The sequence below is a fragment of the Daejeonella sp. H1SJ63 genome, from assembly GCF_029360775.1.
Classification (GTDB): Bacteria; Bacteroidota; Bacteroidia; order Sphingobacteriales; family Sphingobacteriaceae; genus Daejeonella.
Genome location: NZ_JARKMZ010000035.1, coordinates 88,655 through 101,302 on the forward strand (window position 1 = coordinate 88,655; position 12,648 = coordinate 101,302).

Consider the following 12,648-nt stretch of genomic DNA (forward strand, 5'->3'; position numbering starts at 1 on the left):
TTAGGTTAAAATTTACAGAATTTCCCAAAAACTCCCAGTGGTAATTTGTAGCCTGCTGTGGCCTGAAGATACAGCTCTCCTGTTTCAAGATTTTGTACTCCGGGGAATGAGGATCGGATCAGGTTTTCTACGATTACTGAAGAAAATCCGAGTGAATAGGTATTCAGAATAAGAAAATGCTCATCTTCATCCAATAGCTGAACAACATCCTGCATCATTTCCTGAATATTATCTTCAAGTTTCCATTTTTCACCGTTAGGCCCGTGTCCGTATGCAGGCGGATCGAGAATAATTCCGTTATATTTCCGGCCTCTCTTCAGTTCTCGTTTTACGAATTTCAAAGCATCTTCAACTGTCCAGCGGATATTGTCCAGTCCGGAAAGTGTTTGGTTCTCATTGGCCCAGCTTACCACCTGTTTGATCGAATCAACATGGGTGGTTTCTGCTCCTGCTGCACGTGCTGCAAGTGAGGCTCCGCCGGTATAGGCAAACAGATTCAGAACTTTGGGCTGCGGGGTCTTAAATCTCTTTACATTTTTTGTGATATAATCCCAGTTTACTGCCTGTTCAGGGAAAATTCCGAGGTGCTTAAACGAGGTTAAAGCAAGTCTGAACTGAATATTGATATCTCCGTTTGTATAATTGATATGCCATCTGTCGGGAGTCTTCTGATCTTTTTTGATCCATTCTCCGGAGGTTGCTGAACGACCTTTGAAGCGAATATGATGACGTTTGGTCCATTCGCTTTCTGCTAATGCCTTGGTCCATACAGCCTGAGGCTCCGGCCTGATCAGGATCACATTTCCGAAACGCTCCAGCTTTTCAAAATCGCCGCAGTCGATCAGTTCATAATCTTTCCAGTGTTCGGGAGTTAGCAGTTGAATCATTTGTAATGGGTTGTATTCATCAAACGGGTTATTCGCCTGATAAGCTTGGTTATTTCTTCAGTGCCTGCATAAATTTGCTGGCGAAGACAAAATCATTTAGTTCTTTATTATCGGTCTCTGTAATTTGTTCTTTTGATCCTTCCCACCATTTTTTACCCTCATAAAGGAAAATAATGTTCTCGCCAATACCCATAACAGAGTTCATATCGTGAGTTACCACTACAGTTGTGGAGCCATACTCAAGAGTCAGTTCCTGAATAAGTTCATCAATAACAAGTGCAGTTTTTGGGTCAAGACCTGAGTTTGGCTCATCCACAAAGAGATATTTTGGATTCATAGCTATCGCCCTTGCGATTCCCACTCTTTTCTTCATTCCCCCTGATAATTCGGCAGGAAATAATTTATTTTTTCCGGCAAGGTTTACCCTTTCCAGACAGAAATTTACCCTTTCCAGTTTTTCTTTATGGCTTTGATGGGTGAACATATTTAAAGGGAACATGATATTATCTTCCACGCTCATAGAATCAAAAAGTGCTGAACCCTGAAATAACATGCCTATTTCTGTTCTGATCTCAATTCTTGACTCAAAGTTCATTCTGGTAAAATCTCTGCCATCGTAAATAACAGATCCTTCTTCAGGCTGATGTAAACCGATCATGCATTTCAGAAGTGTAGTTTTTCCTGAGCCTGAACCACCAATGATCAGATTGCACTTGCCTTCATAAAATTCTGCCGAAATACCCTGTAATACATGATTTTCACCAAATGTCTTATGGATGTTCTTAACTTCGATCATAGCATTAACTGGGCAATTACATAGTCAGAAAACAGAATGGCTATACAGCTGATTACCACAGCCTTAGTACTCGATTGTCCCACTTCCAGTGCACCTCCGCTGGTATAAAATCCCTGATATGCAGAGATTGTGGTTATCAGAAATGCGAATACCACAGCTTTAACCATGGATACTGTTAAAGTAAAGGAATTAAAATCTGAAGTTATTCCTGTTGTAAATTCCTGTGCAGTAAGGGCTCCGGATGCTGTTCCGGCAATATAACCACCAAAAATGGTCAGGCCGATTGAAATGATCACCAGTAAGGGAATCATAGTTACGGCCGCAATAATTTTGGGAAGAATCAGATATCCCGGTGAATTGATTCCCATAATTTCCAGTGCATCAATTTGCTCTGTTACCCTCATTGTCCCGATCTGTGAAGAGATGCTAGAACCAACTTTACCTGCCAATACAATCGAAGAGATTGTAGGACTAAGCTCCAGAACTGAGGAGTCGCGCAGAATCATTCCGATAACTGATTTCGGGATAAAATCGCTGACCAGCTGAAAAGCGGTTTGTACAGTGGTTACTGCTCCAAGAAAGAGGGAGATTATCGCAATGATACCGAGGGAACCAACCCCGATTGATACCATTTCGTGCATGATTTCTTTTCGGTAAATATTCCATTTTTCCGGTCTGCGGAAAGCAGCCTTGAGTAATAAAATATATTTACCAAGCGGGTGAAAAATCATTTGTTAAAGTTTTCCTAAATATTATGCAATAATACTATAAAATTATCAGCTGAATTGCAGCATGATAATTTAACAAAGGTAATGAATTGCGTTCAGGGCATAAATTTAAATAGAGCAGCTTCATACATTTTGCTAATTTTAAGTTATGAATGCAATAGTAAGTGGTGGAACTAAAGGAATCGGCAGGGCTGCAGTGATGCACCTTGCTGCAATCGGATACAATGTTTCTTTCTGTTCACGAAAGGTAGGAGAAATACAGGAACTTCTTCTGGAGCTGGAAGAGAAATACCCTCATCTCCGTTTTCATGGAATGAAAGCAGATATGGAGAATATGGCAGAAGTCAGAGACTTCGCTGAATTTGCCTTCAAATCACAGGGTACAATTGACGTGCTCGTTAATAATGCCGGGCTATATCTTCCTTCAGAACTTTTAAATGAAGGTGATGATAGCCTCGAAAGGCAGATGAAAGTAAATGTTTATGCTCCTCATTTCCTGAGTAAGTTTTTTGCTTCCCTGATGAAGAAGCAGGGTAAAGGGTACATTTTTAATATATGCTCTGTTGCAAGTTTGAATCCGGTGCTGAGTGCCGGTTCTTATAGCATCAGTAAAGCGGCATTACTTAGTTTAACAAAGACCCTAAGACAGGAATTAATGTCCTCGGGAATAAAGGTAACGGCGATAATCCCCGGGTCAACATTAACAGATTCCTGGACAGGTACAGATATTCCATCCGACAGATTTATTCTGGCAGAAGATATCGCCATGAGTATTGTTTCATGCCTTCAGATGAGTGCTGGAGCTAATATTGAAGAGATCATCATAAGGCCCTTAAAGGGCGATATTTAAGATATTGTTTATCATTTTGGATTTCACCGACATTTTAAGGTGCTTTACCGAGAACTTGCGACAACCTACCTATTTGGTATTTAACAGCTGATATTTCCGGTGTAGTTTTGATCAATCAATAAAACGAAACTGAAGAATATTAAAAGAATAAGAAATGGAAAAGAAACTTCAACGCAACGAACAGGATAAAATGATTGCCGGGGTATGTTCCGGACTTGCAGAGTATTTTGATGTGGACGTAACCTGGGTCCGTATCGCATTTGTTCTTGCTGTAATGGCGGGTGCTTCAGGCATACTGGCTTATATAGTATTATGGATTGCGGTTCCTAAAAAACCTTATATACCTGATTATGGTCAGTTCAATGCAGATTATAAAGTGTATGATCAACCTAATCCGGGGTTTACCGGTCAGTATTCAAGACCTAAAAAATATGATCACGGCACCGGCCGTTTAATCGCGGGATCAATTTTTATCCTTTTTGGGGCATTTTTTCTACTGAATGAGTTTAATTTAATTCCCGACTGGGTTGAATTTCATACACTTTGGCCATTGATATTAATTGCAATGGGGGTATATACTCTTTCTAAATCCTTTCGTGGAGAAGCCGTAAATCAGTCTCAGGTAAATGATGAACCAAAGGCCTCTGCAACTGATGAAAACAGAGCAGAAGAACAGGCAGATAATGATCAATCTTCAAAATAAACGACTATGAGAACTGAAAAAATTGTTTGGGGACTGATCCTCATATTTGCAGGAACGATCTTCCTGCTGGATAACATGAATGTAATAGATTTTTACTGGAGATCAGTATGGCGGTTCTGGCCGATAATATTTATCCTGATTGGAGCCAACATGCTTCTGAGCAGGATGTCTGACTCCAAACTCGCCACTATACTGGTTGCTTCAATTACAATTCTATCGCTTGGGTTTATTGGGTTTCAGGGAACAAAAGAGCCTCATCATAAAAGATGGTTGAGCTTTGAACATGAGGACATGGGAGATGAAAACTCTTCTTCAACTGATACCAGTATTTTTACAGCGCCCTATGAGGGCGCCGCAAAAGCCAGACTGAGTATTCAGGGAGGCGCAACGAGCTACAAACTTTCAGATACCACCGGCAGTCTTTTTGATGCTGAAGTCAAGCGTCGTTTCGGGAAATATATCCTGAATAAAAGCATTGAAGATTCTGTGGAAGTAATCAATTTCAGAATGCGCGATAATAAGAAAAGCTGGAATCTGGATGAGATGGAGGGGAATGAAACTAAACTGAAACTAAACAGGAATCCTGAATGGGATATCAAAGTAGAAATGGGTGCAGGTGAGGCTATTTTTGATCTTCAGGAATATAAAGTCAGAAATCTTAAGTTTGAAGGAGGCGCTGCATCTTTTGAAGCTAAGATCGGATCAAAACTGCCGCTTACCGATGTGTCGGTAGAAACCGGTGTGGCAAATGTGGAAATTGAAGTACCTGAAGCCTCTGCCTGCCGGATTGTTGTTGACAGCGGACTTTCATCCAAAGATTTTGTCGGATTTGTGAAACAGGCTGATGGAACTTACGAAACTCCAAACTATAATAGCGCAGCAAATAAGATACATATTAATCTGAAAGGCGGACTGTCTTCTTTTGAAGTCAGAAAGTATTAAATTTATAGATTGAATAAATTCAAGGAGCAGCTCTGATGTTAATCAGGGCTGCTCCTGCTTTTTATAATATGAAAGAATATTTTGTAGTTATCGGCGGAAAACCGAAAGGGCCATTTGCTCCTGAACAAATGAAAGAACTTGATATTAATTCAGGCACTTTCGTGAAAAGCACCGGGATGGATGACTATAAGGAAGCGCATGAAATTCCCGAATTGCGTGAATTATTCGGTTTGAAAGCCCGGGTAAGAGAACCGCAATATTTTGCAGCACCCGATGTCCGGCTTCTGGCAGTAATCATCGATTACTTTTTAATATTTGCTGTTTATTGTGTGATAGCTACCATTGTGGTATTTTTTATAGATGAAAAACAATTGAGGATTGTTGCATCAGTCGGCGGACTTGCCATCATTCCTGTGGCAAAAACAATTTATAGTATTTATATGGAATCATCAGCAAGACAGGGTACCTGGGGAAAGATTCTGATGGGTCAGAAAGTATGTGATGAAAAAGGGAATCCGATTAGTTTTGGACGTTCGATGATCAGGAATTTAAGCAAGCTTACCGGCATATTAACTTTTGGTATTGGTTTTCTGATGGGTTTTTTTGGAAAACGCCAGCAGTGTCTTCACGACAGGATTGCGGGGACAGTGGTGATAAAGGACAGGTTGATCTGAGTGACCAGTTGATAGTTATCAACTATCAGAATCTTCTTCATGAAAATATTTTGGATATTTTTCTCTTTACTTATTTATTAAGGGTTATGAGTTGTGGTCATGGTATTCTCCATAACCACTAATTCATAACCCTTAACTCATTTTAGTTTGGTTTCTGCTCATTTGCTTCCCCTGCAAGCTGGAAAAATATAGGCATGGTGTAAGCAACATTTACCGGTTCTCCCTTCATTAAACCTGGTTTCCATGCCGGACTTTCTTTAACTATCCTGACCGCTTCTTCATCGGCACCGTAACCTATGCCCCTTAAAACTTTGATATCTGTTATACTACCATTTTTTAGTACAATAAAACTTAGTATTACTCTACCTGTTATTTTGTTTTTTCTTAATTCATCAGGATATTTAAGAGATGACTGAAGGTAATCTCCCCAGCCTTTCACGCCACCTGGAAACTCAGGCAGAATGTCTACAGAAGCGAAATCCTTAATTACCTCTTGCGAAAATGCAAATCCCTTTGTTTCTTTTATTTGTGATATTCCCAATGCCGTAACAGAAATGGAACCTATGAAATAGTTTTTACCAGTTGACGGCAATGTCAGAGAATTATTTTCAATGCCTGTTAAATGGAAAGCGATAGCCAATGCATAGTCATTGTCCTCTGCCTCAACAGTTTCCTTGAATAAATCGAAAGTTCTAAGCACTTCATTATTTATGTCATTCTGTAAGCCTTTTGCTATTTTTATATTAGAGATCCTCCCATTTTGAATTTTAAAATATACGACCTCGTAGCCGACAATCTTTTCCTTTTTGGCAGATTCAGGATATCGCATGTTTCTAGATAGATGCTTAAATAATTTGCTAAAATCTTCCTGTGTACTTTTTGTGGATGACTTGATTTCTTTTGCTTTATTTTCCGGAGAGGATTTTTTATCTAAGGTTTTATCTGCGGGTATAGTTACAATAGGTATATATTTATTAGCTATTGATGGGCTAATCAGTTTCTCAGCTCCTGCAATCAGGTCAGTGTTTTCATTAGCAACACTGGCTGCTGAGAAGATCAGCATTAAGGCAAAAAGAGGGGCAGAAAAACCATATTTCCAAAGTCCGGTTCTGCGTGATTTATTTTTATTTAGCATGATTATTCGTCTTTTTAAAAGTGAATTATTAAAAAAATTGTTACTTAACTGATCAGGCTGAACTCCAAGGGTATTACTGAACAGCAGGAGGGCATAATCAGATTTGCTCTGCATACCTGATGCGGCTTCCTCGTCAGCAATGAATTCATGAATGTACCTGATCTCCTTTTTATACAGGTAAACCAGAGGGTTGAACCAGTTGATGATCGCGGCCAATTCAATGAACAGAATATCGGCTGAGTGCCATTCTCTCATGTGTACTTTTTCATGATCTATGATGATTCCTGATTCGGGCAGCTCCCTGTCTACAACCATCGTATTGAAGAATGAATAGGCAATCCCTTTTTTGGGTTTGAGTTTGGAATTCAACAGTATCAGTCTGAATAGGAATCTGAACAATAGTATTGCCATTACACCTGTATAAACCCATAAAATTATATCTCCGATTGCCCAGTTACTTTTTTCTTCATCTGTCCCTGCTACGACAATTTCGTAGACCATCTGAGTCGGAACGATAGTTTCCCTTAGTTTTTGAGTAATAAAAAGCTCCTGAAACCAGTCGGAATTGATGAATGGAATGATAAATGAAAGGAGTATACTCGTATTCAGGTAGAAACGGTTCTGTCTGAAGAAAGTCTCATTCTTCAGAACCAATGTATAGAATCCCATGAACAGGATCAGATACAGGTTTGTCTGTAAAAGATAATTCAGAATGTTCATTTTACTTGTTTTTTAGTTTTTCAATCAGTTTTAATATCTCATCTGCTTCCTTCAGATCAAGCTTTTTCTCTTTGACAAAGAAGGAGAACATATTCTCGACCGAATTGTCGAAATATCCGCTCAGTAGTTTTTCGGTTGCAAAGCTTTTATATTCTTCAATTCCAATGACGGGGAAGTACCTGTGACTTTTCCCGAAGGCTTCATGATCTATAAAGCCCTTGGTCTCCAGAATGCGGATAATCGTTGAAATGGTATTATAGGCCGGCTTCGGTTCCGGAAGCTGATCTACCACATCTTTTACAAATCCTTTTTTCAGATCCCACAGAACCTGCATGATCTGCTCTTCTGCTTTTGTTAATTCCTTTATCTCCATGTTTTTTCTTTTGAATGTCTTATAGAATTACTAATACCTGATTCGAACCGGTATCATAAAACTATAACTAAATATTTAGTTATACAACTAATTTATTAGTTTTTAATTTGAATTGAACTTAATTAATTGTAAATCAGTTTGATAAGTTTCTGTTTATTGAGCTGATAGTCAAGAAAAATCGGCTGATTTCTGTTTGTGTTACAAGTGCCGGATTGTTACACAGTCACGTTTGGAATTTTCTGAAAATTACAAGAACTTGCTTTCAGGGAAACCTGCATTAATTATTATCTATGAAAAGAAGAGAATTGATCAAAGGTCTTACATTTCTGCCGCTGGCTGGAGCTGTGGCCGGATCATCTGAATCAGCTTTCAGGACCGTAAATGAACTTATGGCACCGGTATTGCCGGATGGTCCGCTTACTCCGGGGCCACAAATATTCCAGTCGATTGGTGTTGAGCCGGTAATTAACTGCCGCGGAACATTTACCATTATCGGTGGCTCAATCGAACTGCCTGAAGTCAGAGCGGCAATGGATTCAGCATCGAGACATTTTGTTCAGATGGATGAACTGGCTGATGCGGTAGGGAAGAGGCTTGCTGAGTTAACCGGTGCACAATGGGGAATGGTGACGGCTGGTTGCGCCGCTGCTCTCAAGATGGCCACCACAGCTTGTGTTGCTGGTGGTAATCCTGAGAAGCTGCATCGTATTCCTGATCTGAGCGGATTGGATAAAACAGAGGTAATTATACCTGCGGGGTCATTCAGTGCCTATGATTTTGCTATTCAGAATATCGGGGTAAAAATTATACGGGTTGAAACTATTGAAGAACTAAAAGATGCTTTGGGACCTAAGACTGCCATGATCAAACTTAGTGGTGGGAATCTGGTTCCGGGACCAATGAGCCTGGAAGTAATTGCTGCAATCGCTAAACCTTTAAATATTCCGATTCTTGCAGATGCAGCAGCCGAAATTCTGACTATTCCAAATGTTCATCTGAAGAACGGGGCAACAATGGTTGCTTACAGTGGTGGAAAAGCAATTTGCGGTCCGCAGTGTGCAGGCCTGCTGCTTGGTCCAAAAAATATTTTGATGTCGGCCTGGCAGGCAAGTTCACCACATCATGGTCCGGGTCGCGACAACAAGGTAGGCCGTGAAGAGACTCTGGGTATGCTGGCGGCGGTAGAAACCTGGGTGAAAATGGATCATGCAGCACGCGAGAAGAACTGGATGAGCTGGATGAATGCTATCGCTAAACGGGTTTCAGGCATCGGGAGTGTAAAAACCAGCATTCGTGAACCGGAAGGTATCAATAACCGGAGTGCCTCTTTAACTATTTCATGGGATCCTGAGAAACTTCATTTGAGCAGTGCAGAATTGATTCAGGAGCTAATCAGTTCAAAACCCAGAATTACTGTGGGAGGAGGAAGAAACACAGAAACCGGGATGGCCTCCATATCCATTACTGCATCTCAAATGCAGCCCGGTCAGGATAAAATTGTGGGAGATAAACTATTTGAATTGCTTTCAAAGAAAAGAAGTCCGAAAGCAGAAGCTGCGATGAAAGCTCCAAATTCAAAGATAAATGGCCGATGGGATTTACAGATAGATTACTTCAGTAGTAAAAGTGATCATATCATTTATCTTGAACAGGATGGAAACTGGCTGAAGGGAATACATAAAACTGACTTTTCAGTGCGTGAAATATCCGGAAGTATCGAAGGGAATGAAGTTAAATTTCTTAGTCCGGGGCGCAGACCTGCAGTGAGCTATACTTTTGCAGGCACAATCAGTGGGGATACTATTTCAGGTAAGATTGATATGGGAGAGTTTCTCACGGCAAATTTTACAGGAAAGAAAAATACTAAAGATCCGGATAGGATGCCGATTGTTTTTCCTGAAGGAAGACCGATGGGTAACTGATAAGGGTTATTGCAATATTTCACTCAGTACTTTTTCCAGTTTTGCAGGATCCTCCATGTATTTTGCCAGATTGAATAATTTTACATTTCTGAATTCAACAGGATGACTTTCGCTTTGAAGGGAGATGTATCCTTCTTTTAAAGCTTTGCCATCGATTTTACGCTTTTGTTTGTGTAGTCTCTTATAACAACAACTTAGAATCTTTGCTAGTATTATTGTCTGCTGGATAGAATTAAGAAATCCTCAACTTTTAATCGGGATTGCAAATACCGACGAGTTGGTTATTTAGTTGAATTTCTGCTTGAATATTTCTCTTACCACTATGTCCTGTAATGATTCACCGTAGGGATTAATCATCCGGTTCCAATAATTTTTTATTTTTTGGTTGTTAATAAATGTGACTTACGGTATTAATATATAACACTAAGCAAAAAAATACCTTATGGAAAATTAACTCTTTTGGCATCTAAAGAAGAAGATTATGATAAAAGTTTAGGAGGCAAATTTTGAAAATGCGTTGTGTTACCTTATTAATAATCATACTGTCAAATGTAAATGCATTTACGCAGGAATTATCTACATTAAAGATTCGAATAAGACTGCATAACAATGAACCTGCCAGTTTTGCAAAGTTAGTTTTGCATAATTTAAGAGATAGTTCTCAAGTCAGTTTTATAAGTACTTCCGAGGGAATTAGTGTTATCACCGGTTTATTTAAATCAAGCCAATACCAGCTTAATGTTTATTATTTAGGATATGAAAAGTTTTCGTATAACTTCGTTTTTAACCCAGCAGACAATATTGATCTTGATATTGAATTAAAGCCTTTGAGTATTTCATTGCAGGAAGTAATTATTAATGCAAAAAAACCTGTAGTTGAAAGAATTGGTGATAAATTAATTTTAAATATTGAGACCCTAAAGGAATATTCGAATGAAATTCCTATAATAGAACTTTTGAATTATGCACCTGGAATAATAGTTGATAATGGTAACATTATCTTAAATGGAAAGCCTGGGGTAAAAATAACAATCAATGGCAGAGATCAGCCTAACTCAACAAATCAAATACTTAGGGGACTGCTAGCTTCCAATATTAAAAGCGTTGAAATTATTCAGAATCCATCATCTTTGTATGATGCGGGGGGAGCTGCGGGTATAATTAATTTAGTAACAAAGAGAGATTTTGGAAAGTTGTTTAATAATATATCTACAACATCTGTAAGTCAGGCAAAACGGACTTCTTATAGTTTGAGTAATTCAATGACAATAGCAACTGACAAAGTTTTAATTAATAACATCCTATCGCTTTCAAAAAACCATTCCCAGAATAATAAATCATATTTTCAATTAAATCCTTTAGAAAATGATTTAATTAAACTCTCGGAAGAGTCTAAAGAACTAATAGATGTAAATTATCCCACAGCAAATATTGACCTAGATTATATTCTTAAACCTGGTCAAACATTTACCGGAGGCTTCTCGGTTTTTGGTTCCGGAAGATCCAATTCTCTGTTTAGCTCACAGAATTTGGATTTTTTAAATGCCGTCGATGAACAAATAAACTTTTCAGGGAATACCTCCACTGAAATTTTAAATACTTCAGCTTATATAGGATTAACATCAAGCCTGGATACTCTTGGCAGTAACCGTAAGCTGTTTTTCAATTACACGACCTTCGACAACACTTCAGATGTTGCTAATTCATCAATCAGTGCTAAGACATCGGGGCGTACTAATGGAATTACTGAAAATAAGATAGCATTATTGACAGGGAATCTGGACTATTTTAAAGGCTTTAATAAACAGTCTTCATTAAAATATGGAATTAAATACGCCTATTCAAAAGTTGATAATTTTTCAGATTATCATTTTATCAATAATAATCAGGGTCAAAATAATATACAAGACTTTAATTTCAATGAACAGATCGGTGCTGCCTATTTTGATTATAGTCATGCAAAAAAGCAATTTGATTATAATATCGGATTGCGTACCGAGTTGACTTATTTTAATAATAATTATAATCAGAACAGAATTGGTGTCAGAAACATTGAAAAGACCTATTTATCACTTTTCCCTTCTTTCAATTTAAATTATTCAAAAGATCAAAATAACATTCTGTCTTTTTTTGGAGGTAGGAGAATAAATCGGCCGCTTTATGATTTTCTGAGCCCTTTTATACAACTAAAAAACAATTACAGTTATTCACAAGGAAACCCTGATCTTAAGCCCATGTTCGCTTATAATTTAGGGATCTCCTATTTGCTCAAACAACAGTATTCATTTTCTCTTTCCTACTCTTTTATTGATCAGGTTTTTGCCTCCATTCAAAGAATTGATAAAATTTCGAACGATGTAATTTATAGTATCGGGAACCTTAGAAACCAGAAAGATATATCGTTTTCTGCATCTGCGCCATTTAATGCTGGTGAAAAATTTACCATTAATACATCTATTAATGTTTTTTACAATAAATTCAGATCTCCGGATAATTTGACTCAGTTTCAAAAACGGGGGAATCTGGCATTTAACAGTTTTTTATCATCTCGTTATCAACTTTCAGAAAAGATTAGTCTTTCTTCTACATATTACTATTTCACTGGTAGTTTGCAGAGTCAATTAAAATCATTTCCCCGTTCTTATTTAAATTTCAATACCAGATATACTCTTTCACCTAACAAATCAAGTATTAGTCTCAGGATTAGTGATGTCTTCTATAAGAATAATTACAGAGAGGAATTCAAATTTGATAATTCGTTTATTGAGAGCTATTCAAGATTAGATACACGCTCAGTACAATTAAGTTTTAATTATCGATTTGGGAAATTGAAATCCGAGAAGAGTACAATTAGACAGCCCCTTAACGAAGAAAAAAACAGGATTAAATTTCAATAAAAATTAGCGCTTAGCTATATA

Annotated in this window: 11 protein-coding genes; 6 read left to right on the top strand and 5 right to left on the bottom strand. The window is 38.1% G+C overall.

Going from position 1 to position 12,648, the window contains the following annotated elements:
- Nucleotides 1–5: 5 nt before the first annotated feature.
- The 3 genes from P2W72_RS12515 to P2W72_RS12525 are packed head-to-tail and all read right to left on the bottom strand — an operon-like array spanning nt 6 to nt 2,414.
- Nucleotides 6–887 (bottom strand): class I SAM-dependent methyltransferase, encoded by an 882-nt coding sequence (locus P2W72_RS12515; protein WP_276363054.1) that lies wholly within the window; start codon nt 885–887, stop codon nt 6–8.
- A 49-nt stretch (nt 888–936) separates the two neighbouring features.
- Entirely contained in the window at nt 937–1,683 is a 747-nt protein-coding gene (locus tag P2W72_RS12520) for an ABC transporter ATP-binding protein (protein ID WP_276363055.1), read from the bottom strand.
- Entirely contained in the window at nt 1,680–2,414 is a 735-nt protein-coding gene (locus tag P2W72_RS12525; RefSeq protein WP_276363056.1) for an ABC transporter permease, read from the bottom strand. The genes P2W72_RS12520 and P2W72_RS12525 overlap by 4 nt, the downstream gene beginning before the upstream one ends.
- A 145-nt stretch (nt 2,415–2,559) precedes the next feature.
- On the opposite strand from P2W72_RS12525, the gene P2W72_RS12530 reads away from it, so the two are divergent.
- From P2W72_RS12530 to P2W72_RS12545, 4 genes are all read left to right on the top strand, one after another.
- Entirely contained in the window at nt 2,560–3,261 is a 702-nt protein-coding gene (locus P2W72_RS12530; RefSeq protein ID WP_276363057.1) for an SDR family oxidoreductase, read from the top strand.
- 154 nt (nt 3,262–3,415) lie between these two features.
- A complete protein-coding gene (locus P2W72_RS12535) occupies nt 3,416–3,964 on the top strand; it encodes a PspC domain-containing protein (RefSeq protein ID WP_276363058.1) in 549 nt (182 codons plus the stop codon).
- 6 nt (nt 3,965–3,970) lie between these two features.
- Nucleotides 3,971–4,906, top strand: coding sequence for a DUF5668 domain-containing protein (locus P2W72_RS12540; RefSeq protein WP_276363059.1), 936 nt, complete (start codon nt 3,971–3,973; stop codon nt 4,904–4,906).
- A 68-nt stretch (nt 4,907–4,974) separates the two neighbouring features.
- Complete coding sequence (locus P2W72_RS12545; protein ID WP_276363060.1) at nt 4,975–5,580, top strand: RDD family protein; 606 nt, start codon at nt 4,975–4,977, stop codon at nt 5,578–5,580.
- Between the two features lie 142 nt (nt 5,581–5,722).
- Here the strand turns inward: P2W72_RS12545 and P2W72_RS12550 are convergent, their stop codons facing one another.
- Together P2W72_RS12550 and P2W72_RS12555 are read right to left on the bottom strand one after the other, a co-directional pair.
- On the bottom strand, nt 5,723–7,435 hold the full coding sequence (locus P2W72_RS12550; RefSeq protein WP_276363061.1) for a TonB family protein: 1,713 nt from the start codon (nt 7,433–7,435) through the stop codon (nt 5,723–5,725).
- A gap of 1 nt (nt 7,436) precedes the next feature.
- A complete protein-coding gene (locus P2W72_RS12555) occupies nt 7,437–7,808 on the bottom strand; it encodes a BlaI/MecI/CopY family transcriptional regulator (protein ID WP_276363062.1) in 372 nt (123 codons plus the stop codon).
- Nucleotides 7,809–8,098: 290 nt separating this feature from the next.
- Here P2W72_RS12555 and P2W72_RS12560 point away from each other — a divergent pair, with 290 nt between their 5' ends.
- Together P2W72_RS12560 and P2W72_RS12565 are read left to right on the top strand one after the other, a co-directional pair.
- Nucleotides 8,099–9,730 carry a hypothetical protein gene (locus P2W72_RS12560; protein ID WP_276363063.1) on the top strand — a complete coding sequence of 544 codons (1,632 nt, stop codon included), beginning with the start codon at nt 8,099–8,101 and terminating at the stop codon, nt 9,728–9,730.
- A gap of 827 nt (nt 9,731–10,557) precedes the next feature.
- Complete coding sequence (locus P2W72_RS12565) at nt 10,558–12,627, top strand: outer membrane beta-barrel protein (protein WP_276363065.1); 2,070 nt, start codon at nt 10,558–10,560, stop codon at nt 12,625–12,627.
- Nucleotides 12,628–12,648: the final 21 nt, after the last annotated feature.